This window comes from Streptomyces sp. NPDC002104 (assembly GCF_053593795.1).
This window is the reverse complement of the sequence record NZ_JBSFDF010000031.1, coordinates 14,696-41,665: the sequence shown is the minus strand read 5'-3', so window position 1 is coordinate 41,665 and position 26,970 is coordinate 14,696. Positions and strand designations below refer to the sequence as shown.

Genomic DNA, 26,970 nt, shown 5'->3' with positions numbered 1-26,970 from the left:
GGACGGAATCGATGTCGGCCACCGATCGATCCGAGGTGCGGGAGAAACGCCGCCGCCACATCAGGGACTCGGTCGCCACCGATGGTTTCCTGCGCGCCTCGGACCTCGCCGACGAGTACGGCGTCAGCCTCATGACCATCCACCGGGACCTGGACTTCCTGCAGTCCCAGGGCTGGCTGCGCAAGGTGCGGGGCGGCGCGACGGGCCTGCACTCGACGCACTTCCACGGAAGCGTCTCCACCCGGATGTCGACGATGAGCGGAACCAAACGCCAACTGGCCCGAGCCGCCGCGACGCTGGTGACTCCGGGCCAGACGGTGCTGCTCGACGACAGCACCACCTGCCTGCCGCTGACACGGGAGTTCGCCGCCCGGACCCCGATCACCGTGATCACCAACTCACTGCCCGCCATCACGGCCCTCGCCAAGGAGCGCGGGATCTCGCTGATCTCGCTGGGCGGCAGCTACTTCCCGGCGTACGACGCCTTCATGGGGCTGCTCACGGCCGACGGCGCGGCGGCGCTCCGGGCGGACCTGCTGTTCATGTCGACCACGGCGGTCACCCGGGGCCGCTGCTACCACACCTCGCCCGAGACGGTTCAGGTCAAGCGGGCGATGATGGCGGCAGCGGCCCGCACCGTACTCCTCGCCGACCACACGAAGTTCACCCGCGACGGAATGTACGCCCTGACCTCGCTGCGCGACTTCGATCTGCTGGTGGTGGACGACGGCCTGCCGGACCGTGAGGTACGGGCCATCCGCGGCATGGGCACGGAGGTACTGGTCGTGCCGCGCGCGGGAGCGGAGTGAGCCGCAGCTGGTCTGGTCGAGCGCGCCGTGCCGGGCCGGGCCGTGTCGGGCCGTGCCGTGCCCTGTCGTGCCGTCACACCGCGCCGAGTCGGCGGAACTCGTGGGTGGCCAGGGGGTACGAGGACGAGAGGATGCTCGACTGCAGTTCCCCGTCGAGCGATGCCGCGAGGAATCGGGTACAGGGGACGCCGAAATGCTCCCAGCGCCCACCGCGCGCCTCGTTGACCATGACGGTCCACTGGTCGGGTTCCAGGCCCGGCTGGACGAGCCAGTAGAGGCACTCCCCGTTGTCCGTGGTTGCCCAGGGGACGACTCGGGCACCCTCCGCTGCGAGCTCTGCCGGCTTGCGCTCGAACTCCCAAAGACCTTCGAGGTCTTCGGCCTGGTCCCGCGCCCATTCGACCAAGTCGTAGTTCACATTCAGGCAATCGGGCTCGAGGACGTACAGGTAGTCGTCCCAGTTGCCTCCCCCGTAGGTGCGGATCAACTCCTTGTAATCGGCGGGAAGTTCCAAACCGAGGGTGCGTTCGACTTCCTCCCAGACCTTCTGGCGGGGCGCGGTCGGGGCCGGGGCTATTTCACGAAGACGCTCAAGGGCGTTGGGCATAAGGGGGTCCTGTTACTGGGCGATGGGTCCGGGAGGCAGAGCAGAGGCGGGCCGGGACAGCGGCACTTCGCGCCGGCGCGGCATCCTCGTGCCACCCGCCCCACCACCCTTTCACGCCCCTGGACTGACCAGCCCCGACTCGTAGGCCACGATGACCAGTTGCGCCCTGTCCCGGGCCCCCAGTTTGCCCATGATGCGGCTGACATGGGTTTTCGCGGTCAGTGGGCTCAGGCCGAGGGCCTCGCCGATCTCGGTGTTGTTGAGGCCGCACGCGACGAGGGTGAGGACCTCGCGTTCGCGGTCGGTGAGGCATTCGGGGCCGGTTTCGGGCAGCGCCGCCGCGGGGCTGCGCAGGAAGCGGGCGATGAGCCGGGAGGTCGGGCCGGGAGAGAGCAGGGCCTCCCCGCCGGCCACCGTGCGGATGGCCTCCAGGAGTTCGGCCGGACGCGTGTCCTTGACCAGGAAGCCGGAGGCCCCGGCCCGCAGGGCCTCGACGATGTTCTCGTCCGTGTCGTAGGTGGTGAGCACGAGCACCTTCACCCCGGCGAGATCCTCGTCCGCGGCGATCAGCCGGGTGGCCTCGATGCCGTCGAGGTCAGGCATGCGGATGTCCATCACCACCAGGTCGGCGCGTTCCGTGCGGGCCATCTCGACGGCCTCCCGGCCGGTGCCGGCCTGTCCGACGACCGTCATGTCCTGGGACGACTCGAGGAGCATCGCGAACGCGGCCCGTACGAGCGCCTGGTCGTCGGCGAGCAGAACGCGGATGGTCACGGGTTGCCTCCCAGCGGCAGTACGGCACTGACCTCGAAACCCTTGCCGGGAAGTGGCCCGGCGTCCAGCGTTCCGCCCACACTGCGCGCCCGCTCGCGCATGCCGACGAGTCCGAACCCGGGCGTGTCCCCGCCCGTACCGGCCCCGTCGTCGGTGACGGTGACCCGCAGGGCGCCTTCCCCGGCGTGCACGCCGACCCGGATGCCGAGGTTCTGACGGCCGCCGTGCCGTACGGCATTGGTGAGGGCCTCTTGCACGATGCGGTAGGCGGCCGCGCCGACGGCGGCGGGTGTCGCCTCTTCGGTGGTGACCTTCAGGTCCACCTCGGCACCGGAGACCCGGGCGGCCTCCACGAGGCCTTCCAGCCCGTGCAGGTCGGGCAGGGGGTCGCGGGCGTCACGGGTGCCGTGGTCGCGCAGCACCTCCAGGGTGGTGCGCAGTTCGCCGCGGGCGGCGCGGCAGGTCTCGGCTATGTCGTCGAGGGATTTGGCGACGGCCTGACGGTCCAGGCGCTCGGGGTCCGCGTTCAGGATGTGCGCGGCGACGGAGGTCTGCACGCCGATCAGGGTGATGCTGTGCGCGAGCAGGTCGTGCAGGTCGCGGGCGATGCGCAGCCGTTCCTCGGCGACCCGGCGGCGTACCTCCTGCTCACGTGTGCGTTCGGCGCGTTCGGCGCGCTCGACGACGGCGGCGACGTACTGCCGGTAGACGCGCAGGGCGATGCCGATGAAGACCACGGCGAGCACCCAGCCGGAGATCCGCAGCGCCTCGGCGGCCTGCTTCCTGTTGATGATCATCATGACGCTCAGCGCCACGGCCATGGCCGTGCTGGTGGTGAGCAGGGTGTACAGGGGCCGGCAGGTGACGGCGAGGCTGTACAGCACGACGACGGAGACCGGGAGCGGAGCGGTGTGGTTGTTGTCGAGGGCGTGGTACGGCAGGAGCAGGGCGGCCTCCGCCGCCAGCCCCGCCAGCGGGTGGCGCCGGCGCCACACGATCGGCAACTGCCCCGCGAGCAGCAGGAGCCAGCCCAGGGCGTCCGGTCGCCGGGCCTGGTCGGTGACGAGGGCGAGGACCACCGCCAGGGCCGTGACGGCGACGGCGAGCAGCACGTCCTTGCGGGTGGCGTGCGGGGCGGTGCGCGGGTCGCGGTTGATCACCGCCATGATCCGCTCGCCGGGACGGGGTTTGCATTCTGCTTCGGGCACGGGCTCATCCTCCGTCACATGGGCGCCCCTCCCGCAAGGGAGGGGCGCCCATGGGCATCGCGCGGGGTCGGGAAGGTGTCAGACGCGCTCCGGCTCCCGGAGCAGGGCTTCGGGCTCCGGTGCCGCCTTCGACATGGGGCCGGGCCACCACACCTTCCGGCCGAGGGCGACGCTGGCGCTGGTGACGAGGTAGGTGCGGACGAGGAAGGTGTCGAGGAGGACGCCGATCGCGATGACGAAGCCGAGCTGGACCAGTGAGACGAGGCCCATGTTCATCAGCACCGCGAAGGTGGCGGCGAGTACGAGGCCCGCGGAGGCGATGACACCGCCGGTGGTGCGCAGGGCGGTGAGTGCGGCCGCGGCCGGTTCGGCGCCGCCGAGGGATTCCTCCCGCATGCGGTGCATCAGGAAGATGCCGTAGTCGACTCCCAGTGCTACGAGGAACACGAAGGACAGCAGGCCGAGGGCGGGGTCGGTGCCCTGGAAGCCGAACAGCGGCTCGAACACCAGGCCGCCGATGCCGAGGGAGGCCGCCCAGACGGCGACCACGGCGGCGACCAGCATCAGCGGGGCGACCAGCGAGCGCAGCAGGACGATCAGGATGAGCAGGACCGAGAGGAGGACGATCGGTACGACGACCTTCTGGTCGCGGGCGTTGGTCTTCTCCAGGTCGAACTGCTGGGCGCTGGGTCCGCCGACGAACGAGCCGTCCAGTTTCTCGCGCAGGCTCTCGATCGTACGGGTCTCGGCGTCGGTCTGCGGCAGTGCGGAGGCGGTCACGGACACCTCGGTCCAGCCGTGTCCCGTCCGGCCGATGCGGGCGGAGGCCACGCCCTCGGTGGAGTTGGCCGCCTTGAGGGTGGCTTCGGCACGGGCGGCCGGAGTCATGACGGTGATGGGCTGGCTGGAGCTGTCCGGGTAGGCGTCGGCGAGGGTCAGCATGGCGGAGACGGACTCGGGCCGGTCGACGAAGGCGTCCTCCTGCTTGAGGTCGCCGGGCAGGTTCAGGACGCCGAGGGCGAGCGCCCCCAGCGCGAGGGCGCCGGTGACGAGGACGGTCACCGGGCGGCGTCCGGCGGAGCCGCCCATCGCGGAGAACAGCGAGCGGCGCTCCTTGGGGACGCTGCCGAAGGCCGGGATGAGCGGCCAGAACACGCGGCGGCCGAGCAGGACGAGCATGGCGGGCAGCAGGCTGAGCATGGCGATCAGCGCGCACAGCACGCCGACGGTGCCGAGGGGGCCCATGGCGCGGTTGGAGTTGAGGTCCGCGGCGAGCAGGCACAGCAGGCCGACGGCGACGGTCCCGGAGGAGGCGATCACGGCGGGCCCGCAGCCGCGCAGGGCGGCCTTCATCGCATCGTACGGATGCTCGATGCGGCGCAGTTCCTCGCGGTAGCGGGAGACGATGAGCAGGGCGTAGTCGGTGCCTGCTCCGAAGGCCAGGATGGTCATGATGCTGGTGCCGGCGCCCGAGATGGAGGTGCCGAAGGCCTGGTTGAGGCCGTAGGCGACGCCCATGGACAGGTAGTCGGCGATGCCGGCGGCGGCCAGCGGGATCAGCCACAGGACGGGGCTGCGGTAGATGAGGATCAGCAGGAGGGCGACGACGGCGACGGTGGTGTAGAGCAGGGGGCCGGCGAGGGAGTCGTAGACCTTCTTGGAGTCGCGGGTGACCGCGCCGGGGCCGCCGACCTCGACGGTGAGGCCGTCGGCGGAGCGGGCGGTCTCGCGGATGTCGTCGACGAACGCGTTGCGCAGCTCGTCGTCGTCACCGGGTTCGTTGCTGCTGACCGGGTACATGAGCGTCGTGCCGTCCTGGGAGGGCACGCCCTGCGGGGTGTCGGTCAGCTCGTGCTCGTCGGCGATCTGCCCGATCTGGCGCTCGGCGGTCGCGCGGTCGGCGGCGGTGAGGGCCCCGTCGCGCTGGTAGACGAGGACGAGCTGGGTGCTCTCGCCACCGGGCAGCCGCTCCTGGAGCTTGGCGACCTGGGTGGAGTCGGCGTTCGCGGGCAGGTAGTCGGTCACGCGGTCCCGCGTGACGTCGGCGAGCTTCCCGGCGAACGGCGCGACGACCGCGAGCACGGCGACCCACAGCGCGAGCACCAGCCAGGGCACTGCTCGTCGCCGTCTCTGTGCAAGTCCGGCCCCCATGTCCGGGCCTCCCTCCGGTTCGGATGTCTTGGTGTGCTTCCAAGACTCCTGGCGGGCGAAGGCCGGATCGTCGCGCCTGAGACCGAGTTCGCGGGTACTGCCGGGGGTGACCCGGGCGGGCGGACTACTCCCCCGGGAGTAAGGCCGGCATCGGGACGCCGCACGCACCGGGGCATCGGGACGCCGCACGCCCCGGGGCAGCCGGCCCCGCACTGCCGCCTGCTCCCGACGGAGCACGCCCGGCCGGCGGGCCCCCGCGCTCCGCGCCGGAGGTGCCCCCGTGTCACGGGGACGGGGGCCGACCTTCGGCCCGCCGAGCGGGCCGGCTCCGCGATCCCGGCAAGCATCCGGGGGGAAGCCAGTTGCGGGAGCGGACCCCGGGGCCTTGCACATCGAGACCGGCGCCGGGGTGTCGCTGGGCGGGCTCGGGTCCGGGCTCGAAGTCCTTGAGCTGCTGTCGAGTCCGCCAGGCGGCGCCGCGCAGGTGGTTTCGGTCAGTAGCCGATGGTGAAGCGGCGTTGGACGAAGTGCGGCAGTTCCGCCTCGTCGACGAGGGCGACCGCGGCGTCCTCCATGGAGATGCGGCTGCGCCCGTCCGCGTCGAGGACCGGCTGGTCGCCGCCGATCCGGAACCGGCCCGTACGTTCACCGGGTGCGATGTCCTCCGCCGGGCTGAAGTAGGTCCACAACCGGTTGGAGGTGCGCAGGACGTTCAGGGCGTCGCGGTGCCCGCGCACCGCGGCGGCGTACTCCCTCGGCAGGCCGATCTCGTCTAGGGCCTGGTACAGGAGTTCATCGGAGTCGGCCCGCACGACTCCGGGCTCGATCTCCAGACTGCCCGCGCCGCCGACGACGATGAGCCGTGTCCTGGGATGGCTCTCCAGCGCCTTCAGGAGCGCTCGCGCGGCGGTGGCGTACACCGTGGGATCGGCGATCGAGCGGGCCACGGTGTCGGCGATGTCCTTGGCGGCGTTTCCGGGCTGGAATCCGCTGATCAATACGTCGAGGCCCGGTATCGCGGCGGCGATGCCGTCCGCGTCGAGGACGTCGACGCTCTTCCAGACGACGTTCTTACGGTCCTCGTCGATCCGTGTGGCGTCGCGGCTGAAGGCCGTGACGTGATGCCCGCGGCCGAGGGCTTCGGTGACGACCCGACTGCCGATGCCGCCCGTGGCACCGATGACTCCGATGTGCATGGCTCTCCCTGGGTAGGTGTACGCATCGCCGTCGGACTTCACGGCTCGCAGAGACTATACGCCGTGCAGTATTGATACGGGCCACGGTATTGTGACGCTGTAGAGTGAGCCGCCATGGGAAGCGTGGGAAACACCAAGGGGCGCCGCGAGCGGCTGAGGGCCGAGACGACCGCCGAGATCAAGAAGGTCGCGCTGGAGTTGATGGCAGCGGGCGGGCCCGACGCGATCACCCTGCGGGCCATCGCGCGCGAGATGGGCATGACGGCCAACGCCATCTACGGCTACTTCGCCACCCGCGACGACCTCGTCACCACGCTGATCAACACCGTCTACACCGCGCTGGCCGACACCGTGGACGCCGCCTGGGACGCCGCCCCCGCCCAGGACCCGGCCGCGCGGATCCAGGCATGGGCCCGCGCCTTCAGGAACTGGGCGCTGGCCAACCCCGAGGGCTTCCGCCTCGTGTACGGCGACCCCGTCCCCGGCTACCGGCCCCCCGAGGGCGGCGCCGCCCCGGAGGCCGCCCACCGCGTCTGCACCGGCATCACCGCGCTCGCGGCCGCAGCCTGGCCGCACGCCGAAGCCCGTTACCGCGACAGCGACTTCGAGTGGTCCGACTTCGACCCGGGCCTGCTGGCGAAGGTCCGCCCGGCCTTCCCCGAGCTGCCCCCGGCCGGCGTGGCCCTCGCCCTGCGCATCTGGAGCCACCTGCACGGCCTGGTGTCACTGGAGGTCTACGGCCACCTGCAGGCCCAGGCGCTCAGCCCCGAGAAGCTCTTTCACGAAGAACTCGCGCAACTCGTTCGATCCCTGGACATCACACCGTAGCGGCGACTGCCCTGAGCGAGCGATCAGGGGCACCGCCAACTCGCCCTGTCAGGAGGGCTGGTGGGCGCTCGCCCGGGTCCCCTCCGCACATCGGCCGAGGCGGCCGCGCACGCGCCGGGATCGTCCGGTCAGCGGTACGGGCTCCAGCCTCCGAAGCGGGCCATCAGCTTGCGTGCCGCGTCCTCGTTGAGGCCGAGGTGGGCGGCGGCCTGCGCGGTGTCGAGGTCGGCGGCGGTGCCGCGGGCGGCCCAGTAGCCGACTCGCCCGGCGACCACCTCCAGACGGCGGGCCGCCCGCACCGCCGCGACCGGGGAAGTCTTCGTCAGGCGCTCGATCTCCTCCTCCAGCCGTTCCAGGAGCGTGGTGACCGTCTCCGGCAGCGGAATCGTGGTCGCCTCGACCTGGGCGGTGTGCCCGCACCAATCCCGCTCGCTGGCGTCCGCCTGCTCGTCCCCGCCGTCCACGAGGTCCTGGGCGCCGATCGCCTCCCAGTCGAGCGTGTGGGCCGGGCCCGCCCAACTGCAGGAGCACACCGCACGCAGTGCGGCCGCGCGCGGAACGCGGGACCATCGGCCGTCGTAGACGTGCCACTGCGAAACGGCCTCCCCTCCCCCACCCGAGGAACTGTCGAAGTACACCGGGCCCGGGACCGTACCGTCGGCGAGGAGCACCTCGACCGCGCCCTCGTGGGATGTGCCGAACTCCTCCGTCGTCCACGTCTCGCGCCTACTCACAACGCCCTCCCCACACCGCGCTCCGGACGGCCCTCGTTCCGGGGCCGCCCGCACACGACGATCCCGCAGCCGGGCCGCCGGCAGGGCCGGTATCGCGAAATCGCATCGGGACGGCGCCTAGCCGGGGTTCAGAACCTCGTCGTCCGCGTGCGTGCCGAACTCGGCGACGCGCACCTCCGCGATGTGCTCGTACCGGCTGATCCGGTCGGTCCACTCCGCGTCGACGCCGAACGCCACCTGCGCGAATCCCACCTGTCGGACCGCCTCGGCCAGGCCCGGATCGCCGGGGGCCAGCAGCCGCACCGGCGCGTCGAGCGCCACGGTGTGCGGCGGCACGAAGTACTCGTCCGGCACAACGGTGCGCGCGTGGACGAGCCCGCCGACAGCGACGACCGATCCGGCCCCCAACCGTGCGCGCTGCAGGACCGTCGCCGAGGTCGCCACATACACGCACCTGCCGACCTCGCAGCCCAGGAGCGTGGCATGCGGCCCCACGAAGACGTGATCGGCCACGAGCACGGGCTGATCGCCGGCGACCGCAGACCCGCGCAACACCGCGTTCTCGCAGATCACCGTCGCCTCCCCGACCTCGATCCGGGATCCCTCGGCATCGAGCACCGCGCCGTACATCACCCGCGCCCTCGGCCCCACGCGGACATCGCCGACGAGCGTGGCCGTCGGGGCTATGTAGGCGGTGGGATGGACCTGCGGTTCGTGCCCGCGGTGCCGGATACGGATTCCCTGCGCTTCAGCGATCATGCGCGGATTCTCACCCTGGCGACCGCGAGCACGCCAGCGGATTACCGACGTCGCGCTCGCCGCGCCGTGCGCCATGAGCGACCTGACGCGCCTGCCCTGCGGAACGCCCCCGGCCGCATACGTGCACGCCTTCTCCCCAGGGGCAAGACTGGAGGGTGCGTCTCTCACTCGCACTTCACGGGAGGACCGATGAATGCAATTTTCCTGCACGACGCGAACCTCCGGCTCGAAGTCGACTCGCCGGAATGGTCCGCATTCATCGGGGCACAGAGCATTCGCGTCACCGGATATCACGGCGACATGGCTCCGCTGACCAAGCAGCTCGAAAGACACGTGGCGACGTTCTCGTACCTTCCCGTGCTCAACTATTTCTTCCTCCGCAAAGACCCCGCGTACGTGCCGATCGCCAGTGCCGTCTACGCGGCGGACGGCACCACCGGCATCCCGAGCGTGCTCGTCGTCGCCGCGGGCAGCGAGGTCACCACGGCCGGCCACCTCCGCGGCAAGAGGCTCGCCATAGCGCATCGCTTCTGCACGACGAGCTTCCTCGCACCGATGCTGCTGGTTCATGACCTGGGGGGCCGCATCGATGAATTCTTCGGTGAACTCGTCGTCACGCCACCCTACGAGGGGCAGGTGGAGGCGGTGGTAGCCGGCTCGGCGGACGCGACCTTCATTCAGGAGGACGTGTGGCTGAAGAATCCGACCAACGCCGAAAGGACTCGCGTGATCGCCCGGCGGGATCACCTCCCTACGCCCCTGTTCATCGTCAGCAGAGAAGCTCCGCCCCGGCTGCGCTCGGCCCTTCTGGAATTCCTGCTGAGTTACCGACCGGAGAAGAAGGACTCTGCGCTGTTCTCCGGATTCGCCCCGTACGACGCCGAGACGGTCGAGTCGACCTTCCGGACCGCCGCGGAAGCGATGGCCGGCTGAACTGCGGACCGCAGCAGCCGCACGGTCGAAGGACGAATCAGCTGGGGAGGGCGGAGGACAGCTCCGTCACGTGCGGGGCGGCTGACCGGGCCCTTCGTCGTCGGGGGTCTGCCAGGAATCCTGCCGGGCGCGGGCCTCGGCGTTCTGCTGAGCCGGTTGCGCAGGAGCCCGGCGGCGCGCGCTGCGTCGACTGCCGTACCAGAAGGCGCCGATCAGGAGGAGGGCCACGACCACTCCGACGACGATCAGGAGCAGTGAGCCGGCGGCCTCGGCCGCGAGGAAATCGGTAGCAATCATGCAAGGCCTCTACCCTCGATCACACGGGTTACGGGGGTCCGCGGAAGGTGAGTTAATCTGCCCGTATGTGTGGACAGTTCACCGGCTGGTCCGAGCAGGCGATGGACGTCCTGGGGCAGCTTCAGGGCGAACCGGCCCACGCGACGCGCGAGCGCTGTCGCGCGGACCGCGAGCGGCTGGTCCGGCAGCCGATGATCGCCCTGCTCAACGATGTCGCGGACGCCGACCCCCGGTACGAGGACTTCTCCGTCTGGCACTACCGCACCAACTCCTGGTGGTGGCAGAACCAGAGCGCGGTGATCCGGCTCGATCGCAAGGTCGAGATCGGTCTCCGGTTCTCCCTGGACGGCCTGCGCATCCAGGGAGCCTGGTGGTATCCCGATCCCGGACAGGTGGAGGGGTTCCGCAAGGCCGTGGCCGCCGAGGGGAGCGGCCGCGCACTGTCCTCCATCGTCGAGGAGGTGCGGAAGAAGGGCTACGACATCTCCGGGGACGTGATGAAGCGTCCCCCGCGCGGCTATCCGACGACCCACCCCCGCACGGAATTGCTGCGCCACCGTTCCCTGATCGCCTCACGTCCCCTCGGCTGCGAGGCGTGGCTGCGCACCCCCGAGGCGGTCGACCGGGTCCTGGCGGCCGCAGCCGACCTGGACCCCCTGCTGGTGTGGCTGGTCCGCCACGTGAAGCGCGCCTCCTGACCTCAGGAGGCCGCCGCGGGGCGTCCAGCGGGCCTCATGAGCCGATGTGGGATTGAATGCGACACCACGGCGGCTGGGCGTTCATGCTCGCCGCCAGCGCCTTCGTCGCGTTCGCCCTCTGGCTGGCGATCAGCCGCTACGGCCGGATCCGCCTGGGTCGCGAGGACGAGCCGCCGGAGTTCCGCACCGGTTCCTGGGTCGCCATGATGTTCAGCGCCGCCATGGGCATCGGGCTCATGTTCTACGGCGTGAGCGAGCCTCTGGCGCACTACGAGAATCCGCCGCCCGGAACGCACCCCGTCGACTCCGCCGAGCAGATGCAGACCTCGATGGCCACCACGCTGTTCCACTAGACGCTCCACCCGTGGGCGATCTGGGCGATCTACGCGGTCGTCGGGCTGGCGATCGCCTACAGCACGTTCCGCCGCGACCGCCGCCAGACGATCAGTGCGGTGTTCGAGCCGCTGATCGGCGCCCGGCACGCGCACGGGGGCATCGGCCGTGTCATCGACATCGTGGCCGTCTTCGCCACCCTCTTCGGCTCCGCGGCCTCGCTGGGCCTCGGGGCCCTCCAGATCGGCTCGTGTCCGGCGCCGTCGCGGCCGTCATGCTGCTCATCGGCAACGGCAAGGGCGACGCGCTCGCCGGACCGCAGAACCTGACGATCCTCGTGGCGGCCCCGTTCACCCTGGTCATGATCGGCATGTGCGTGGCGCTCGTACGGGACCTGCGCCAGGACCCGCCCATCATCCAGGGCGAACAGGGCGAGGAGGCCATGGCCGTCGCCGTCGCCGCCGGCCACGAGGAGTACGGCGGCGACTTCGAGATCCGTATCGGCCCGGCCGGCGACCCGGAAGCCGGCGCCGCCCAGCCGCCTGCGCAACCTTCGCCCCCGGGGCGGTAGGACACCCGGTGGGCCGGGTGGAGCGAGCGCGTCGACGCGGCAGCACCTGCGAGGCCCGCCGTTTCCTCGGGGGATTCCCGTCCGGCGCGTCGTGTCGCCTACGGTCGGTCCATGACCAGTGACGGCGTAGTCGTGGACGAGGCGATCCGGGCGGCGTGGGACTCCTACCGGGTCCTGGAGAAGCGGACTTCCACCAAGGAGCGCCAAGAGGCGCAGCAGCGGATCGGAGCCGCGGTCGACGCCCACGGGCGTGAGGAGGTGTCCCGGGGCACGGTCTTCCTGGTGGGCGTGCTGACCGGCTACCTGATCGCCGAACAGTCCGGTGGCGAGAATCGGCTCGATCCGCTCGGCGATCTGATCCCCGCGGTGATCCGCCGGCTCCCCACCTTCGAGATGGCCGACCCGGCACAGGTGCCGATGGCCACCGGTGTCCTCATGGCCGCCGCGATGGGCATGGACACCGTGGCGTGGCGCGACCGGTTCGGGCCGATCCCGCCGCAGGAGGCGCTGGTGCACGGCTTCGTCCTGTGGCTGCTCGCCGACCTCTTCGACGCCCTGATCGAACAGCCCGGAGCCATCGACCGGATGATGCGGGAGACCTTCGACTCCATGGGCGCCGGACCCGGCTGACGTGCGGGCTGTCCGGCGCGCGCCACCGTTGCCGAGGGCGCCCCGGTCCGGTCGTACCCGTGCGCGGCGGGTGACGGGTGACCGTCAGGAACCGGAGTTCGGCGGAGGTACGCTCGCCGTTCATCCGTCCCCGGAAGGAAGTGGTGGTGCTCGTGACCCGGCCGCGTATAGGTGTCGCCGTGCTGACGATGGGCGACAGGATGCCCGACCTGCTGGCCCTGCTCGCCTCGGTGGCCACGCAGGACGAACCGGCGGCCCGGGTCGTGGTGGTCGGGAACGGGGCGGCTCTGGAGGGGCTGCCCGAAGGTGTGACCGTGGTGGAGCTGGAGGAGAACCTCGGGGTGGCCGGCGGGCGGAACGTCGCCTGGCGCCACCTGCGGGAGTCCGGGGACGTCGACGTCCTGGTGGACCTGGACGACGACGGCCTGTTGATCCAGACGGACGTCTTCCGGCGGATCGCCGACCTGTACGAGGCGGACCGGCGGCTGGGCATCGTCTCCTTCCGGATCGCGGACGAGACCGGGGCCACGCAGCGGCGGCACGTACCCCGGCTGCGGGCCGGTGACCCGATGAGGCGGGGTCTGACGACGACCTTTCTCGGCGGTGGGCACGCCCTGTCGATGCCGATGCTGGAGGAGACCGGTCCCTGGCCGGACGCCTTCTTCTTCACCCACGAGGAGACCGACCTGGCCTGGCGGGCGGTCGACCGCGGCTGGGACATCCTCTACGAACCGCAGCTGGTGCTCCAGCATCCGAAGACGTCCCCGGCACGGCACGCGGTCTACTACCGGATGACGGCCCGCAACCGCGTCTGGCTGGCCAGACGGCACCTGCCCGCCCTTCTGGTACCGGTCTACCTCGGCGTGTGGATGGCGCTGACCGTGGCCCGCACCCGGTCCGTGGAGGGGCTGCGCGCCTGGTTCGCCGGGTTCGCCGAGGGCGTCCGGAGGTCCGGCGGCCCCCGGCAGCCGATGCGCTGGCGCACGGTCTGGCGACTGACCAGGCTGGGCCGGCCGCCGGTCATCTAGTGCTGTGGCCGGAAAGGTTTGCCGGGTCGCGTCGTCCGGTGCGGCGCATCGCAAGGCGGAGGACCACGCCTCGTACTGGACGTACTAGCGTGGTCCGACAACGCGGCGAGGTGCCGTGCCGGGCGGCGTGACCCGGTGAACCTTTCCGGTCACAGCACTAGGCCGTCTTTTTCGGATCGTGTCGGCCGAGCCCGCGGCGTCCGGTGGTGTCTTGCCGATCAGGCCGGGTCAGGCAGAGGCCGGCAGGCTGGTGATGCCGAGTTGCAGGAGCATGGCGAGGATGTCCTCGACGAAGGTCGCCTCGGCGATCTTGCCTTCGTGGATGCGGTAGACCCCCACGCCGTTCCACGTGGCCGCCTTGTCGGTGGCGGGCATGCCCATGAACGGACCGGTGTTCGTACCGCTGTTGGTGAACAGCGCGACGACGGTGTCGCCGTCGGCCAGGAACCGTTGGGGTTCCAGGTGCATGCCGGTGAACGCTCCGGCGGCGTTGGCCTCGGCGAACTTCCGGAAGTCCGCCAGGCCGTGGTACTCGCCGAGGCTGCCCCCGCGCCAGACCATGTCCTCGGTCCAGTACCGCTCCAGGGCGGAGAGGTCCCCCGCGTTCAGGACGTTGTCGATGAATCCCTGGACGACGGCGATGTTGTCCTGCGTGCTCATGGTGGTGCTCCTTGCAGTGGCTGGGTGGGTGGGCGCGTAGGTACGTGGGGAGGGGTCAGGCGGAGAGACGGGCGTTGGACCAGGACGAGATGCGCTCGGGTGGAACGCGAAGCTTCCGGGTTCGGGTTCGGGTACGAAGTGCGCACCCGGTCGTGCTTCAGGGCTGGAAGGTGACTCCGGTCAGCCGTTCGCTCTCCGCCCACAGGCGTGCGCCCTGCCGCGGGTCGGCCGCGCCGCGAGGGAGCTTGGCCCGCTTCGGCGTGCCGGAGGTCTGGTCGCGTCCTGCCGGGCCGATGAACTGCCCGCTCACCACGTCGCTGGCCGTGGCGGTGGCGGCGTACAGCGACGGCCAGGCCGCACCCTCGGCGGAGCCCATGAGCAGGCGCTCGGCGATCGGGGTGAACATCCTGACCAGGGCTCCGTCGCCGTGCTGCTGGAGGTTGGTCATCGCGGCCCCCGGGTGGACCACCAGCGCTTTGAGGGGCGTGCCGGCGGTGCGCCGGGCGAGTTCGAGGGTGTAGACGACGTTGGCGCGCTTGGACTTGGCGTAGGCGCCCATGCCCCGATAGCGCTTCTCGCTCATCAGGTCCTCGAGCCGGCCCATGGGCCAGCGCGCGGCGATCGCGCTGACGGTGACCACGCGTGGGGCCGGGGAGCGCAGAACGGCCGGCCACAGCTGCGCGTCGAAGGCGAAGTGGCCGAGGTGGTTGGTTCCGAAGGTGGTCTCGAAGCCGTCGCGGGTGCTCTGCCGGGTGGGCAGGTTCATCACCCCGGCGTTGTTGAACAGCAGGTCGATCGTCTCGGCCTCGGCGATGCGCGAGGCCGCCTCCCGGACGGAGGCGAGGTCCGCGAGGTCCACCACCAGCGTGCCGGTCTCGGCCTTCGGCGCGACGGCGAGCACCTGGCGCACCGCCGCGTCGAGGTTGGCCCGGTTGCGGCCGGCCAGGATGATCCGTGCGCCGCGCGCCGCGAGCACGCGTGCGGTCTGCAGCCCGATGCCGCTGCTGCCGCCCGTGATCAGGGCCGTACGTCCTGCCTGGTCGGGGATCGAATCCGGCGTCCAGTCACCCATCGTTACCACGTCCCTTATTGAATGAACCTTCATTAGCAATGCTGCGGACCGGCGGAAGCTTTGTCAAATGAACGTTCACTAAGTAATCTGGGCGGATGCGCACCCGGGATCCCGAAGCCAAGAAGCAGCTGCTCTACGAGGCCGCACTGGCGGAGTTCGCCGAGTTCGGCCGCGCGGGAGCGCGGATCGACCGGATGGCCAAACGTGCGGGCATCAGCCCGGGGCTGGTGTACTCCTTCCACGAGGGCAAGGCCGAACTGTTCGACGCGGTCTTCGACCAGATCGTCGACATGATCCTGGCGTCCGTACCGATCGACGCCGACCACCTGCCGGAGTACGCGGGCGATCTGCACGACGCCGGCAGGGCGCACCCCGAGATCATGCGGTTTCTCAGGTGGTACTACCTCGAAGTCGGCGAGTCCCCGCAACGCGCCGTCGTGGCCGCCTCGATGTCCGAGAAGGTCGCGGCGATCACCGAGGCGCAGCGGCGTGGCACGGTGACGGCGCAGCGGCCCGCCGCCCAGATCCTCGCCCTGGTGCTGACCTTGGCGAACATGTGGCACCTGCCCGGGGAGGACGTGGCAGGCCTGGTTCCCGAACCCGAACGGCGCGCCCTGGTGACGTCCTCGGTCGCGGCGCTGGTCGCCCCCTAGTGGTCCCGGGTCCGGCGGATGTAGCGGGCCGGAGTGCAGTCGAGGTGGGCGGCGTGGAGTTCATGCCGCCGTCATACTCACCCCTTGTCACCCCCTCCCCCGCTCGCTGATGATCTGCGCATGCCAGCAGACCTCCGTGCCCACCGCGCGCCGGCTCCGCCCCTGCCGCGTCGCGTGCGGATCGGGTACGGGCTCGGCTCCCTGTGCACCGGTACGTTCGCCACCGTGCCGGGGCTGATCCTGCTCTACTACCTGACCAACATCCTCGCGGTCCCGGCGGCCGTCGCCGGGGCGGCGGTCTTCCTGCCGAAGGCGTGGGACGTACTGATCAACCCGCTGGTCGGCGTGGTGTCCGACCGCAGCCGGCTGCGCGGCGGCCCCCGGCGGCCCTTCCTGCTCGCCGGTGCCTGCACCCTCCCCCCGCTGTTCGTCCTGCTGTTCGCGGCGCCGCCGCTGCGCGGTGCGGCCGCCGCGGGATACGTGGCCGTGGTCTTCCTGCTCGCCGCGACCGCGTACGCCGTCTTCCAGGTGCCGTACGTGACGATGCCCGCGGAGATGACCGAGGACCCCGCCGAACGCGGCCGCATCCTCGGCTGGCGGGTGGGCTTCCTGGGTGTCGCGATCCTGCTGTCCGGAGCGCTCGCCCCGGCCCTCGCGCAGGCCGGCGGCGGCAGCCCGGCGAGCTACCGGCTGATGGGGGCCGCCGTCGCCGTGCTGCTGGCCCTCGGCATGTTCGGCGCCTGGTTCACGACGCGGTGGGCGCCGCGGGCCGTCCGCAGCGAGTCCGAGCCTTCGCTGCGCGCCCAGTTGGCGACCGCCCGGTCCCACCGGCCGTTCCTGTACCTGGCCGGCATGTGGACGCTCCAGGCCCTCGCCGTCGGCGTGATGCTCGCCGGTGTGCAGTACTTCGCCACGTACACCCTCGGCTCGCCCACCGCCGTCACCCCGCTCTTCGCCTGCCTGATCGGCCCCCTCGTCCTCGTCATGCCGCTGTGGAGCGGGCTGTCCCGGCGGTGGGGCGTGAAGAACGCGCAGTGGACCGCCTCACTGCTGTTCCTCGCCGGAGCCCTGCTGCTCGCCCTCACCCCGGCGGCCGGCGCCGGTCTCGGCTACGCGGCGGTCGCGGTCGTCGGAGTGGCCTACGCCGGCCTGCAGTTGCTCCCGCTGACCATGCTGGCGGACACCCTCGCCGCGGACGCGGCCCGCACCGGCAAGCGCCGCGCCGCGACGTTCACCGGGCTGTGGACGGCCGCCGAAACCCTGGCGTTCGCGCTCGGCGCGGGCGTCTTCGCCCTGGTCCTCGCGGTGACCGGGTTCCGCTCCTCCGACGCGGACCACCGGGTGGCCCAGCCCGAGGCGGCCCTCACCGGCATCACGGTGGGCATGAGCGTGCTCCCCGCCGTCCTCACCGCGGCCAGCCTGTGGCTGCTGCACCGTTACCGCGAGGACCCCGCCGGGGCCACCGCGCACGAGCCCGTACCCGTACCCGTACCGCCGTCCGAACCGCCCCGGCAGGAAGAGAACCACACCCGTGTCGACTGAACCCACCCGCGCCCTGCCGGGCGGCCGTACCCCGGACGACGTGCTCGCCGAACTGCGCTCCCTGCGGGAGTGCGACGCGCCCACCCGGGGCGGCCGGACCTTCGCCTACGTCTACGACGCCGGCCTCGACGGCCTCGACGAGCTGGCCGCCGCCGCGTACAGCGCGTACGCCACCGTCAACGGGCTCGACCCGACCGTCTTCCCGAGCGTGGCCCGGCTGGAGAACGATCTGGTGGGCGCCGTCGCGGCGGTCCTCGGCGCGCCCGGCGCGCAGGGGACCTTCACCAGCGGCGGGACGGAGAGCATCCTGCTGGCGGTGAAGACCGCACGGGACCACGCGCGGGCCGTGCGGGGGATCACCGCGCCGCAGCTCGTGCTCCCGTCCACCGCCCACGCCGCCTTCCACAAGGCCGCCCACTACCTGGGCCTGGAAACCGTCGTCGTCCCCGTCGATCCGGTCACCTTCCGCGCCGACGCCGACGCCATGGCCGCCGCGCTCACGGACCGTACGGCGCTCGTGGTCGCCTCGACGCCCTCGTACGCCCACGGGGTGATCGACCCGGTGCCCGGGATCGCCGCGGCCGCCGCCCCGCGCGGTGTGCTCTGCCATGTCGACGCCTGCATCGGCGGCTGGCTGCTGCCCCACCTGCGGCGGGCCGGACGCGAGGTCCCGCCGTTCGACCTGTCCGTGCCCGGGGTCACCTCGCTCTCCGTGGACCTGCACAAGTACGGGTACGCGGACAAGGGTGCCTCCGTCGTCCTGTACCGGGATGCCGAGTTGCGCCGGTACCAGTACTTCGCCCACGCGGGCTGGCCCGGCTACCCGGTGGTCAACCCGACGGTCCAGGGCACGAAGTCCGGCGGCCTGCTGGCCCAGGCGTGGGCGGTGCTGCAGTACGTCGGCGAGGACGGCTACACCGCGCTGGCCGCCCGGGTGGCCGAGGCGTCGGACCGGCTGCTCGCGGGGCTGCGCGGGATCGACGGCCTGCGCGTCCTGGGTGAACCGGCGGCGGGGCTGGTGGCGTTCACGGCCGGAGCTCCCGGCGGCGGGGGCGGCGGTGTGCAGGGCGGTGGCGCGCAGGGCGTCGGTGCGCAGGCCGTCGGTGCTCAGGCCGGCCGGCTCGAGTCCGAGGTGGCACCCGACCTGAGTCTCCTGCTGCACCTCGCCGACGAGATGCGCGAGCGCGGCTGGTACCTGCAGCCCCAGCTCTCCTTCGACGGCCTGCCGCCCAACCTCCACCTCACCCTGACCCCGGCCACCGTCGGCCAGGTGGACGCCCTGGTCACGGACCTAGGCGCCGCCCTGGCCGCGGCCCGCGCGCTCCCTGCGGTGACCGTGGACCCGGGTCTCGTGGAACTGGCCGTCGGGCTCGACCCCGAGACCCTCGGGCCCGACGAGATCGCCGGTTTCCTGGCCTTCGCGGGCCTCGGCGGCGACGGGAAGCTGCCCTCCCGGACGGCTCCCGTCCTCATGCTGCTGGACGCGCTGCCGGGGCCCCTGAAGGAACGCCTCCTGGCGGAGTTCGTGGGATCGGTCTTCCGCGTCTGACCGGCGGTGCGCGGGGCTGCCCCGGTGGGTCAGCGGTCCTGGCGGAAGCGGTGGACGGCGGGGTCGTAGGCGGGGGCGGGGAAGCGGGTGCCGGTGATGCCGTCCGGGACGGGGGTGCCGGGGGTGGTGGTCAGGGGGATCCATCCGGCCCAGGCCTCGACGGCGTCGTCCTTGGGTTCGTCGCGGGCGAAGCCGGCGCGGACCTTCATCGAGAACTCCTCGATGGGCAGGGTGAGGCACGCGGTGTAGTGGGCTTCCTCGACGCTGGGGCGGCGGGCGGCGTAGGGCCCGTCCAGGCGGCCGGGGACGACGCTTTCGACGACCCGGGCCAGGGCGTCGGCGCGTTCGGCGGGGTCCTCGATGGGGGTGGCCTTGCCGAAGATCATGACGGAGCGGTAGGCGGCCGAGTGGTGGGAGGAGGCCCGGCCCAGGATGACGCCGTCGATCAGGGTCGCCGTGACGCACAGCGGCGCACCGGCGGCGGCGGTGGTGATGAAGCGGCCGAACGCGGAGCCGTGCAGGAGGAGCTGGTCCCCCTCGCGCATGTGCAGGGTCGGGATGACGACCGGCCCTTCCTCGGTGGCGAAGCCGACATGGACGGCAAGGGCTTCATCGAGGATGGCGTAGACGGCGTCGCGGTCGTAGGTGACCCGCTCGGGGTAGCGCTCGGCGGTCGTGCGTGCGGTGGGGGTAGTGGACATATCGGGCACTCTAGGCATCGTCCGGACGTGCGCCCGGCAGGTCGGGCCGCCGATCGCCGCGCGTGACTCCGAACGGGGCAGGGCCCCGTACCCGGCGCACCCGGCCCGGAGGGCCCGGTCCGGAGGGCCCGGTCCGGAGGGCCCGGTCCGGAGGGCCCGGTCCGGAGGGCCCGGTCCGCGCAGCGCCGCCGACGGTCCCGCGGCGGTGCCCGGTGGAGCTGATCCGCACCGTCCGGTGCGGTCGGCCCTTGTGCCCGCTCCCGTTCCGCCGGTGGTCGGCCTCAGGTCCGGTCCGGCCGCTTCCGGTGGGTCAGGTCTGGCACTGCTTCGTGGCCGCCGGGGACCAGCCGCTCCAGGCGGCGCCGTCGGCCCGGGCGTGGACGCGGATCTCCACCCTCACCGGGCCGCACACCCGGGTCGTGCTTCCCACGGCGGTGGGGTCGATGGCAGCGCCCGGGGCGAGGTAGGTGCGGCCGCTGCCCACCTTCTCCCAGTGGCCGCCGTCGACCACGCGGAAGAACGCCTCGTAGGTGAGGTTCAGGCCCTTCTTTCCCGTGTTGCGTGCCTTGATGTACGCCGTGATGTCCCGCGTGGGGAACCTGCCGGCGGACCCCCGCTCGGCGCTGATGCAGCCGTTGACCGCCACCCGGCCGGTCGACACTCCTCCCCCGCACGCGACGGCCGCGGCGTGCGCGTGGGCCGGCAGCGTCAGCAGGGCCATCGCGGCCGCGCCCAGGATCGTTCCGGTACGCCTCAGGTGCAATGTTCCGTCCTCTTCTCGGAGCCCGACGTCTCGGAGAGACCATGGCGTGCCTTCGGGCCCGGGGAGCAGCCTCTGCGGTGGTTTTCGCCCGGATGGACGCAGGGGCCGGCGGCAGCGGTGGCAGCCGGGCGGGTCTCACCCGAGACTCGTCGCCAGAGACGACGAGCGCGAGGAAGGACAGCAGCCCATGCCGCGAGCCGAGGAGGAAGACGTCGCCGCCCGCCCCATCGGCACGGTGGACCCGCGCCCGGGAGGGGCCGCCGGACATCTGCGGACCGTACTCAGGAGGACCAATCTGCTCCCGGCCTTCCTGGTGCTCACGGTCATGATGGTGGCCCTGTGGCTGATGGGCATGCCGTTCCTCCAGGCGCTGACCATCTCGACCGCGGTGAAGATCTCGGTGGCCCTGCTCGAACTCCGCCGGCTGCCCGGCCCTCCCGCCGGCTGACGTGGGTCGAGGGGGCCGGCCCGCGGGATGCCGTCCGCGGGCCGGCCCCTCCCCCGCGGCCGGGCCGTGCCTCGTGCGCTCGCGCGCTCCTACGCCCGGATGCTCCTGCGCTCGTGTGCACTCATCCGGGGAGGACGCCCGAGGAAGGCCGAGGCTGCCGCTCCGCGGAAGGCTCGGCGGGCTGGAAGTGCGCGTGGTGTTCCCGCAGGAAGGCGTCGAGGGTACGGGGCGGGCGGCCGAGGAGGTCGGCGACCGTGGTGGTCGGACGCTCGGGCCGGGTGACGGCGAGGCGCTGGATCTCGGTCACGTGGTCGGCGAGCCAGTCGGGCATGTGGGCGTTGCGGATGAGGCTGTCGCGCAGTTCGTCCGGAGCGAGGTCGACGTAGCGGACCGTACGGCCCGTCAGCGTGGTCAGTCGTGCGGCGAGTTCGGGGTACGAGACGGCTTCGGGGCCGGTCAGGGTGTAGGTGCCGCCGGCGATCGAGGGCGTGGTGAGCGCGGCCGCCGCGACGTCGCCTATGTCGCGGCAGTCGACGTAGTTGCAGGGCGCTTCGCCCATCGTGCCGAGGATGACGCCCTGGGCGACGGCGGGAGCCAGGCGCAGGAGGTTCTGCATGAACGCGTAGGGGCGCAGGACGGTGTGGGTGGGGCCGCTGGAGCGCAGGTGTTCCTCGACGGCGTGGTGTCCGCGCGAGACGGCGACCGGGGAGTCGGGTTCGGCGGCGGGTGCGGAGATCTTGACGATGTGTCCGATGCCGGCTCGGGCGGCGATGTCGATGGCGCGGGTTTCGAGCGCGACCTGTCCGGGGCCGTTGGCCATGGCGAGGAAGAGCTGGTCGGCACCTTCGAACGCCGTGCGCAGGGACCCGGGGTCGGCGGCGTCGGCGTACTGGACCTGGGCGGACCCTTGGTGGGCGCCGGTTGCGCCGGGGATCGGGACGTGCGGAGTGCGGGTCAGCGCGCGGACGGGCGCGCCGAGGGCGAGGAGACTGTGGAGCAGGGCGTTCCCGGTGGCTCCGGTGGCTCCCATGACGACGATCATCGCGTACTCATTCCTTTGCTCATTCCTTTGCTCGTTCCTTGGTGGGGCGGGTCAGGCCGGGGTGCCCTGCAGTGCCGGGGCGGTGGCCCGCCAGCGGAGGGTCACGATGGTGGTGGCGAGGGCCGCGGAGACGGGCAGGTCGATGCGCAGGCGCCGCAGCCAGGGGGTGGCGGGGACCGGGGTGTGGGCGGGTATCCACTGGGCCGTGAACCACCCCAGCAGGGCCGCCGCACCGGTGGCGGTGAGGACGAGCGCGGCGGTCAGGACGGGGCGCGGGACGGCGAGGGTCCAGCGTCGGGGGCGCCCGCCGCGCCGCAGCCAGACACCGACCAGGAACGCCACGACGGCGGAGGTGCCGGCGATGGAGGTGCAGGCGGCCACGGCGAGGTCCCGCTGCCCGTTGACGAGTCCGGCGGTACCGGCCATCAGCGCGGGGGCGGCGTAGGCGGTCAGCACCTCGCGCCACAGGGTGAACGGCCGGGATGGGCGGGATGGGCGGGATGACCGGGGCGGCCCGGGCGGCCGGCCGGCTGCTCGGTTGCGGCTGGGTCTGTCCTTCGTTGCGGGCATGGTGGCCTCTTTCTCGTACGTGCGAGGGAAGCGAAGGGTCGCGGCGGCGGGGTGGGGCGGGGCATCAGGCCCACCCCGCCCTCTAAATAATTAGGCGGCTAACTACATGGGCGGAAAAAGGGCCCGCCCCAAGGACGGGACCAGAAAACAGCGGCGAGCGCGGTCAGTCGGCGACCAGAGCCGCACTCCCCCGGACGACTCGGGCGAGCAGGTCCAGGAAGACAGCGCGCTCCTCGACGGAAAGCCCGCCCACCATCGTCTCGAGCCGCCCGAAGTGCTCGGGCGCCATGTCGCGCAGGAGCTGCGCGCCACGCGCGGTCAGGATGGCCACCGTGCCCCGGCCGTCCTCCAGGGAGGGCCGGCGCGCGATCAGACCTTCACGCTCCAGGCCGTCCAGCAGGCCGGTGACCGTGGCCCGGGAGACATCCAGGTCGGCGGCAAGGCGCGAGGGGGACTTCTCCCCGCCATGATCTTCGAGGTCGGCCAGCACGCGGTAGCGCCCCGTCGACAGGCCGAACCGGGCGAAGTGCGCCTCGGCCATCCTGCCGACCCGCGCACCCGCCGAGATCAGTCGCACCGCGACCAGGACCGCCTGCGGATCGACCTCCAGGCCGTAGTGCTCGACCTGCCTCCTGGCCTGGTCCAGCGTGGGCGCCTCACCGTCGATGCTGTCGCTCGCCATGCAGATAATATGGCGGCTAACTACTTGACCTGTCAAGGCATTCCGGCGGCGAGCTGAAGATCGCACGGAACGGCGCCACCAAGTGGCCCCACCGGAGCCCGCCCTGACGGACTGCCGGCCTCCGCCAACCGTTGCGAAACGGTCATGGATCGGCCATCGGCCCGCGGGCAATACTGCGAGGACACCACGGTGCCGTCCTCCCGTCGGTGATCGCTTGTCTTTCAGGGGGAATTGACGTGCGCACACCTCGTATGCGGAGATCGGGGGCGGCCGCCTCGGCAGCCGTCGTCGCCATCGCGCTCGCGGCGGGTCTCACCACACCCGTCGCCGCCGCGCCCATGACCAGCAGCTCCGACGCCGGAGCGGGCCGGCAGCCCGCCGGAGAGGGGTTCACCCAGCTGACCCTGGTCACGGGGGACCAGGTCACCGTGGACTCCGAAGGCCGTCCGGTCGGCTTCGCCCCGGCCAGGGGCCGGGAGAAGATACCGGTGTCGGTCCGCCGGGACGCGAGCGGCAGCAGTCTCGTCCCGCTCGACGCCCGGAAGCTGATCGAGTCCGGACGGATCGATCCCCGCCTCTTCAACCTCACCGAGCTCTCCCGCCCCGAGTACCGCAAGGCCCGCGGCGACCGGCTCAAGCTGATCGTCCGCTACGACGGTGCCGCAGCGGCCGCCAGGTCCGCCCTGCGTTCCGCGGGCGGCCCGCGCGTGGACCGTACGTACGGCCTGCTCAACGCCGAGGCCGTGACCGCCACTCCGGCGAGTGCCGCCGCGCTCTGGAACGGGCTCACCGGCCGGCAGGGCGGCGGCGCCCGGCCGGCCGCCCCTTCCGGCATCGCCTCCGTCTGGCTCGACGGCATCCGCACCGCGAGCCTGGACAAGAGCACGCGCCAGATCGGCGCCGACAAGGCCTGGGCCGCCGGCTACGACGGCACGGGCGTGAAGATCGCCGTCCTCGACACCGGCATCGACACGGGCCACCCCGACCTCGCCGGCCGGGTCGTCGCCGCGGCGGACTTCTCCGAATCCGGCAGCACCGCGGACCACTTCGGCCACGGCACCCACGTCGCCTCCATCGCCGCCGGTACGGGAGCCAAGTCGGGCGGGAAGTACAAGGGCGTCGCGCCGGGAGCCAAGCTGCTCAACGGCAAGGTGCTCGGCGACGACGGCCACGGCAGCGACTCCGGGATCCTGGCCGGCATCGAGTGGGCCGTCGCCCAGGGCGCCCAGGTCGTCAACCTCAGCCTCGGCGGGCCCGACGGGCCCGAGATCGATCCGGTCGAAGCCGCGGTGAACCAGCTCTCCGATGACAAGGGCGTCCTCTTCGCCATCGCCGCGGGCAACGGAGGGAGGACCGGGCCGGGCACGATCGACTCCCCCGGCAGCGCCGACGCCGCCCTCACCGTGGGCGCCGTCGACAAGTCCGACGTGCTCGCCGACTTCTCCGGCACCGGCCCCCGCACCGGCGACGGCGCCGTCAAACCCGACGTCACGGCCCCGGGCGTGAGCATCACCGCGGCCGCGGCCGTGGGCAGCGCCATCGAGCGGCAGGTCGGCCAGAACCCGGCGGGCTACCTCACCCTCTCCGGCACCTCCATGGCCGCGCCGCACGCGGCGGGCGCCGCCGCCCTGCTCAAGCAGCAGCACCCGACGTGGACCGGTGCGCAGATCAAGGGCGTCCTCACCGGTTCCGCCAAGCCCGGCCCCTACGACGCCTTCCAGCAGGGCAGCGGCCGCATCGCGGTCGACCAGGCGCTCGGCCAGTCGGTGATCGCCGAACCCCTCGCGCTGGCCTTCGCCGAACAGCAATGGCCGCACGAGGACGACGCGCCCGTCACCCGCAAGGTCACCTACCGCAACCTGGGCACCGCGCCGGTCACCCTGAACCTGTCCGTCACCGCCACCGGCCCCGACGGCAAGCCCGCCCCGGCCGGCTTCCTGGCCTTCGCCCGGCCGAGCGTCACCGTCCCCGCCGGCAGGACCGCGTCGGTGGACCTCACCCTGAACACCCGGCTCGGCGGCTCCGTCAACGGCCGGTACACCGGGCACGCGGTGGCGACCGCGGCCGGGCAGAGCGTCCGTACGGCGATCGTCGCCGACCGCGAGGTCGAGTCGTACGCGCTGACCATCCGCCACATCGGCCGCGACGGCAAGCGGCCGGCCGCCTATGCCAGCGACCTCCAGGGCGTGAGCGGCCCGGCCACCGGCCAGCACTTCAGCAACCACGAGGGCTCCGACTCCCAGACCGTCCGTGTCCCCAGGGGCAGTTACATGCTCGACTCGCACCTGTGGGCCGACCCGCAGAACAGCGAGGAGGGCCTCGACTGGATCTCCCAGCCCCGCCTCGACGTCACCCGCGCCACCACGGTCACGGTCGACGCCCGCACCGCCAAGCCGGTGGACATCACCCTGCCCTCGGGCACGCCGGCCGAATCGTTCCTCACCCCCAGCTACGAGCTGCGCATCGGCGCGGTCGGCTACACCTTCGGATGGTGGCTGTTCTCCGGAATCCCCCTGCGCACCCACGGCCAGGGGCCCGCGCCGGCCGCCGGAACGAGTCTGACCCAGCGGTGGGACAAGCACGCGGTGTCCGAGACCGAGGAGTACCACGCCACGCTCGGCGGTCCGGTACGCACACTGGCCACCGGTTACACCCGCCACCTGAAGGCCTCCGACCTCGCCACCGTCACCGTCGATCACGGCGCCTCCGTCCCCGGCAAGGAAGGCGTCGTACGAGCGGTCGGCCGGCTTCCGGGCAACGACGGCCCCAGCTCCATGTGGCAGCCGAGGCCCCTGACCAACACGGTGACCCTGCACCTCTCCTCGCTCGACGGCGTCAAGTGGGGCCTGTCCGCCTCCCAGTTCGGCGTGGACGGGAACGGCTATCAGGTCACGGAAACCTCGTACGCCACCGAACGCGGCTACACGGGCGGTCGTACGTACCGGGAACGCTTCAACACCGCGGCCGCCGGGCCCCGGGTCGACACCGCGGCGGGACTCGGCCTCTACCGCGAGGGCGACCGGATCTGGGGCACGCTGCCGCTGCTCGCGGACGGCGCCGGGCACGACGGCACCGGCTTCCACGCCACGGGCAGGACCGTGCTCTACCGCAACGGGGTCGTCGCCGGCAACCAGGCGGCCGAACTCCGCGACGCCAAGCCGTTCGCCGTCGCGGCCGGTGAGGCCTCCTACAAGTTGGTGGCCTCCTCCACCCAGTCGGAGGCCGTCAGCCGCACCTCGTCCAAGGTGACCGCGACCTGGTGGTTCCGCTCCGGCACCACAGCGACCGGGACTCCGGCCGGGCTGCCCGCCTCCGTCGTCCGGTTCGCCCCTCCGACCCGTCTGGACGGAACCGTCAACGGGGGCCACCCGCTCCGCGTCCCCGTCACCGTGCAGGGCCCGGCAGCCGGCAAGGGGCTCAAGTCCCTGACCGTGTCGGCCTCCTACGACGACGGTTACACCTGGCAGACCCTGCCGGTCCAGGACGGGGCGGTCACCACGCAGACCCCGCCGCCGGGCGGCCACGCCTCCCTGCGCGGCACGGTGGTCGACACCGCGGGCAACAAGTCCGAGGTCACGGTCCTGCGCGCGTACCTGACCGACTGACCCGTCCTCGTACGGCGCGACGAACCCGGCGGCCCTCACCTCCGGGTTCGTCGCGCCGGCTGCCCCGAACCCACCCGGGCCGGCGAGGGCCGGGCCAACGGGGGATGCCCGCCAGGATTCGGGCAGG

Annotated in this window: 26 protein-coding genes and 1 pseudogene; 12 read left to right on the top strand and 15 right to left on the bottom strand. The window is 72.1% G+C overall.

Annotation, left to right across the window (positions count from 1 at the left end; genetic code table 11):
* Positions 1-11: 11 nt before the first annotated feature.
* Positions 12-809, top strand: a complete 798-nt coding sequence (locus tag ACWCP2_RS24560) for a DeoR/GlpR family DNA-binding transcription regulator (protein ID WP_450910729.1) — start codon at positions 12-14, stop codon at positions 807-809.
* A 73-nt stretch (positions 810-882) separates the two neighbouring features.
* On the opposite strand, the gene ACWCP2_RS24555 is transcribed toward ACWCP2_RS24560, so the two are convergent.
* From ACWCP2_RS24555 to ACWCP2_RS24535, 5 genes are all read right to left on the bottom strand, one after another.
* Positions 883-1,416 carry an SMI1/KNR4 family protein gene (locus ACWCP2_RS24555; protein ID WP_450910728.1) on the bottom strand — a complete coding sequence of 178 codons (534 nt, stop codon included), beginning with the start codon at positions 1,414-1,416 and terminating at the stop codon, positions 883-885.
* A gap of 111 nt (positions 1,417-1,527) precedes the next feature.
* Positions 1,528-2,190 carry a response regulator gene (locus ACWCP2_RS24550; protein WP_450910727.1) on the bottom strand — a complete coding sequence of 221 codons (663 nt, stop codon included), beginning with the start codon at positions 2,188-2,190 and terminating at the stop codon, positions 1,528-1,530.
* The gene (locus ACWCP2_RS24545; RefSeq protein WP_450910777.1) at positions 2,187-3,356 is read right to left on the bottom strand and encodes a sensor histidine kinase; all 1,170 of its coding nucleotides are present in this window, start codon (positions 3,354-3,356) and stop codon (positions 2,187-2,189) included. The genes ACWCP2_RS24550 and ACWCP2_RS24545 overlap by 4 nt, the downstream gene beginning before the upstream one ends.
* A 120-nt stretch (positions 3,357-3,476) precedes the next feature.
* Positions 3,477-5,549: an MMPL family transporter gene (locus ACWCP2_RS24540; protein ID WP_450910726.1), complete on the bottom strand. Its 2,073-nt coding sequence runs from the start codon at positions 5,547-5,549 to the stop codon at positions 3,477-3,479.
* A 494-nt stretch (positions 5,550-6,043) separates the two neighbouring features.
* A complete protein-coding gene (locus tag ACWCP2_RS24535; protein WP_450910725.1) occupies positions 6,044-6,745 on the bottom strand; it encodes an NAD(P)-dependent oxidoreductase in 702 nt (233 codons plus the stop codon).
* Between the two features lie 114 nt (positions 6,746-6,859).
* Between ACWCP2_RS24535 and ACWCP2_RS24530 the strand changes: the two genes are divergently transcribed.
* Positions 6,860-7,573 (top strand): TetR/AcrR family transcriptional regulator, encoded by a 714-nt coding sequence (locus ACWCP2_RS24530; RefSeq protein WP_450910724.1) that lies wholly within the window; start codon positions 6,860-6,862, stop codon positions 7,571-7,573.
* 128 nt (positions 7,574-7,701) lie between these two features.
* Here ACWCP2_RS24530 and ACWCP2_RS24525 read toward each other — a convergent pair whose 3' ends face one another.
* On the bottom strand, positions 7,702-8,307 hold the full coding sequence (locus ACWCP2_RS24525) for a hypothetical protein (RefSeq protein ID WP_450910723.1): 606 nt from the start codon (positions 8,305-8,307) through the stop codon (positions 7,702-7,704).
* Positions 8,308-8,424: 117 nt separating this feature from the next.
* Positions 8,425-9,066, bottom strand: coding sequence for a gamma carbonic anhydrase family protein (locus ACWCP2_RS24520; RefSeq protein WP_450910722.1), 642 nt, complete (start codon positions 9,064-9,066; stop codon positions 8,425-8,427).
* 189 nt (positions 9,067-9,255) lie between these two features.
* On the opposite strand from ACWCP2_RS24520, the gene ACWCP2_RS24515 reads away from it, so the two are divergent.
* Positions 9,256-9,999 (top strand): phosphate/phosphite/phosphonate ABC transporter substrate-binding protein, encoded by a 744-nt coding sequence (locus ACWCP2_RS24515; RefSeq protein WP_450910721.1) that lies wholly within the window; start codon positions 9,256-9,258, stop codon positions 9,997-9,999.
* A 66-nt stretch (positions 10,000-10,065) separates the two neighbouring features.
* On the opposite strand, the gene ACWCP2_RS24510 is transcribed toward ACWCP2_RS24515, so the two are convergent.
* Positions 10,066-10,296, bottom strand: a complete 231-nt coding sequence (locus ACWCP2_RS24510; RefSeq protein WP_450910720.1) for a DUF6479 family protein — start codon at positions 10,294-10,296, stop codon at positions 10,066-10,068.
* Between the two features lie 65 nt (positions 10,297-10,361).
* Between ACWCP2_RS24510 and ACWCP2_RS24505 the strand changes: the two genes are divergently transcribed.
* The 4 genes and pseudogenes from ACWCP2_RS24505 to ACWCP2_RS24490 all read left to right on the top strand — a co-directional run bounded on the left by ACWCP2_RS24505 (position 10,362) and on the right by ACWCP2_RS24490 (position 13,556).
* Positions 10,362-10,994 (top strand): DUF2461 family protein, encoded by a 633-nt coding sequence (locus ACWCP2_RS24505; RefSeq protein WP_450910719.1) that lies wholly within the window; start codon positions 10,362-10,364, stop codon positions 10,992-10,994.
* A gap of 62 nt (positions 10,995-11,056) precedes the next feature.
* Positions 11,057-11,898, top strand: a pseudogene (locus ACWCP2_RS24500) (BCCT family transporter); the annotation flags it as partial.
* 111 nt (positions 11,899-12,009) lie between these two features.
* A complete protein-coding gene (locus tag ACWCP2_RS24495; protein ID WP_450910718.1) occupies positions 12,010-12,528 on the top strand; it encodes a hypothetical protein in 519 nt (172 codons plus the stop codon).
* A 152-nt stretch (positions 12,529-12,680) separates the two neighbouring features.
* Positions 12,681-13,556: a glycosyltransferase family 2 protein gene (locus ACWCP2_RS24490; protein ID WP_450910717.1), complete on the top strand. Its 876-nt coding sequence runs from the start codon at positions 12,681-12,683 to the stop codon at positions 13,554-13,556.
* A 228-nt stretch (positions 13,557-13,784) separates the two neighbouring features.
* Here ACWCP2_RS24490 and ACWCP2_RS24485 read toward each other — a convergent pair whose 3' ends face one another.
* On the bottom strand, positions 13,785-14,216 hold the full coding sequence (locus ACWCP2_RS24485) for an ester cyclase (RefSeq protein ID WP_450910716.1): 432 nt from the start codon (positions 14,214-14,216) through the stop codon (positions 13,785-13,787).
* A 157-nt stretch (positions 14,217-14,373) separates the two neighbouring features.
* Entirely contained in the window at positions 14,374-15,288 is a 915-nt protein-coding gene (locus ACWCP2_RS24480) for an oxidoreductase (protein ID WP_450910715.1), read from the bottom strand.
* Positions 15,289-15,383: 95 nt separating this feature from the next.
* On the opposite strand from ACWCP2_RS24480, the gene ACWCP2_RS24475 reads away from it, so the two are divergent.
* The 3 genes from ACWCP2_RS24475 to ACWCP2_RS24465 all read left to right on the top strand — a co-directional run bounded on the left by ACWCP2_RS24475 (position 15,384) and on the right by ACWCP2_RS24465 (position 19,032).
* The gene (locus ACWCP2_RS24475; RefSeq protein WP_450910714.1) at positions 15,384-15,941 is read left to right on the top strand and encodes a TetR family transcriptional regulator; all 558 of its coding nucleotides are present in this window, start codon (positions 15,384-15,386) and stop codon (positions 15,939-15,941) included.
* Between the two features lie 120 nt (positions 15,942-16,061).
* Complete coding sequence (locus ACWCP2_RS24470; RefSeq protein WP_450910713.1) at positions 16,062-17,483, top strand: MFS transporter; 1,422 nt, start codon at positions 16,062-16,064, stop codon at positions 17,481-17,483.
* Positions 17,473-19,032: a pyridoxal phosphate-dependent decarboxylase family protein gene (locus tag ACWCP2_RS24465; RefSeq protein WP_450910712.1), complete on the top strand. Its 1,560-nt coding sequence runs from the start codon at positions 17,473-17,475 to the stop codon at positions 19,030-19,032. Before ACWCP2_RS24470 ends, ACWCP2_RS24465 begins: the two co-directional genes overlap by 11 nt.
* A gap of 29 nt (positions 19,033-19,061) precedes the next feature.
* On the opposite strand, the gene ACWCP2_RS24460 is transcribed toward ACWCP2_RS24465, so the two are convergent.
* Positions 19,062-19,733, bottom strand: coding sequence for a pyridoxamine 5'-phosphate oxidase family protein (locus ACWCP2_RS24460; RefSeq protein WP_450910711.1), 672 nt, complete (start codon positions 19,731-19,733; stop codon positions 19,062-19,064).
* Between the two features lie 310 nt (positions 19,734-20,043).
* A complete protein-coding gene (locus tag ACWCP2_RS24455) occupies positions 20,044-20,496 on the bottom strand; it encodes a hypothetical protein (protein ID WP_450910710.1) in 453 nt (150 codons plus the stop codon).
* Between the two features lie 187 nt (positions 20,497-20,683).
* Here ACWCP2_RS24455 and ACWCP2_RS24450 point away from each other — a divergent pair, with 187 nt between their 5' ends.
* Positions 20,684-20,944 carry a hypothetical protein gene (locus ACWCP2_RS24450; RefSeq protein ID WP_450910709.1) on the top strand — a complete coding sequence of 87 codons (261 nt, stop codon included), beginning with the start codon at positions 20,684-20,686 and terminating at the stop codon, positions 20,942-20,944.
* 121 nt (positions 20,945-21,065) lie between these two features.
* Here ACWCP2_RS24450 and ACWCP2_RS24445 read toward each other — a convergent pair whose 3' ends face one another.
* From ACWCP2_RS24445 to ACWCP2_RS24435, 3 genes are all read right to left on the bottom strand, one after another.
* On the bottom strand, positions 21,066-21,986 hold the full coding sequence (locus ACWCP2_RS24445; protein WP_450910708.1) for an SDR family oxidoreductase: 921 nt from the start codon (positions 21,984-21,986) through the stop codon (positions 21,066-21,068).
* Between the two features lie 51 nt (positions 21,987-22,037).
* Positions 22,038-22,442 (bottom strand): hypothetical protein, encoded by a 405-nt coding sequence (locus ACWCP2_RS24440; RefSeq protein WP_450910707.1) that lies wholly within the window; start codon positions 22,440-22,442, stop codon positions 22,038-22,040.
* A gap of 277 nt (positions 22,443-22,719) precedes the next feature.
* Positions 22,720-23,238: a MarR family winged helix-turn-helix transcriptional regulator gene (locus ACWCP2_RS24435; RefSeq protein WP_450910706.1), complete on the bottom strand. Its 519-nt coding sequence runs from the start codon at positions 23,236-23,238 to the stop codon at positions 22,720-22,722.
* Between the two features lie 236 nt (positions 23,239-23,474).
* On the opposite strand from ACWCP2_RS24435, the gene ACWCP2_RS24430 reads away from it, so the two are divergent.
* Entirely contained in the window at positions 23,475-26,843 is a 3,369-nt protein-coding gene (locus ACWCP2_RS24430) for a S8 family serine peptidase (RefSeq protein ID WP_450910705.1), read from the top strand.
* The last annotated feature ends 127 nt before the right edge of the window (positions 26,844-26,970 follow it).

Excerpts from the sequence above, each read along its gene's own strand:
- ACWCP2_RS24560 (WP_450910729.1), top strand. The coding sequence starts at position 12 with ATGTCGGCCACCGATCGATCCGAGGTGCGGGAGAAACGCCGCCGCCAC.
- ACWCP2_RS24555 (WP_450910728.1), bottom strand. The coding sequence starts at position 1,416 with ATGCCCAACGCCCTTGAGCGTCTTCGTGAAATAGCCCCGGCCCCGACC.
- ACWCP2_RS24545 (WP_450910777.1), bottom strand. The coding sequence starts at position 3,356 with ATGGCGGTGATCAACCGCGACCCGCGCACCGCCCCGCACGCCACCCGC.
- ACWCP2_RS24540 (WP_450910726.1), bottom strand. The coding sequence starts at position 5,549 with ATGGGGGCCGGACTTGCACAGAGACGGCGACGAGCAGTGCCCTGGCTG.
- ACWCP2_RS24535 (WP_450910725.1), bottom strand. The coding sequence starts at position 6,745 with ATGCACATCGGAGTCATCGGTGCCACGGGCGGCATCGGCAGTCGGGTC.
- ACWCP2_RS24530 (WP_450910724.1), top strand. The coding sequence starts at position 6,860 with ATGGGAAGCGTGGGAAACACCAAGGGGCGCCGCGAGCGGCTGAGGGCC.
- ACWCP2_RS24520 (WP_450910722.1), bottom strand. The coding sequence starts at position 9,066 with ATGATCGCTGAAGCGCAGGGAATCCGTATCCGGCACCGCGGGCACGAA.
- ACWCP2_RS24515 (WP_450910721.1), top strand. The coding sequence starts at position 9,256 with ATGAATGCAATTTTCCTGCACGACGCGAACCTCCGGCTCGAAGTCGAC.
- ACWCP2_RS24510 (WP_450910720.1), bottom strand. The coding sequence starts at position 10,296 with ATGATTGCTACCGATTTCCTCGCGGCCGAGGCCGCCGGCTCACTGCTC.
- ACWCP2_RS24505 (WP_450910719.1), top strand. The coding sequence starts at position 10,362 with ATGTGTGGACAGTTCACCGGCTGGTCCGAGCAGGCGATGGACGTCCTG.
- ACWCP2_RS24495 (WP_450910718.1), top strand. The coding sequence starts at position 12,010 with ATGACCAGTGACGGCGTAGTCGTGGACGAGGCGATCCGGGCGGCGTGG.
- ACWCP2_RS24485 (WP_450910716.1), bottom strand. The coding sequence starts at position 14,216 with ATGAGCACGCAGGACAACATCGCCGTCGTCCAGGGATTCATCGACAAC.
- ACWCP2_RS24480 (WP_450910715.1), bottom strand. The coding sequence starts at position 15,288 with ATGGGTGACTGGACGCCGGATTCGATCCCCGACCAGGCAGGACGTACG.
- ACWCP2_RS24475 (WP_450910714.1), top strand. The coding sequence starts at position 15,384 with ATGCGCACCCGGGATCCCGAAGCCAAGAAGCAGCTGCTCTACGAGGCC.
- ACWCP2_RS24470 (WP_450910713.1), top strand. The coding sequence starts at position 16,062 with ATGCCAGCAGACCTCCGTGCCCACCGCGCGCCGGCTCCGCCCCTGCCG.
- ACWCP2_RS24460 (WP_450910711.1), bottom strand. The coding sequence starts at position 19,733 with ATGTCCACTACCCCCACCGCACGCACGACCGCCGAGCGCTACCCCGAG.
- ACWCP2_RS24450 (WP_450910709.1), top strand. The coding sequence starts at position 20,684 with ATGCCGCGAGCCGAGGAGGAAGACGTCGCCGCCCGCCCCATCGGCACG.
- ACWCP2_RS24445 (WP_450910708.1), bottom strand. The coding sequence starts at position 21,986 with ATGATCGTCGTCATGGGAGCCACCGGAGCCACCGGGAACGCCCTGCTC.
- ACWCP2_RS24435 (WP_450910706.1), bottom strand. The coding sequence starts at position 23,238 with ATGGCGAGCGACAGCATCGACGGTGAGGCGCCCACGCTGGACCAGGCC.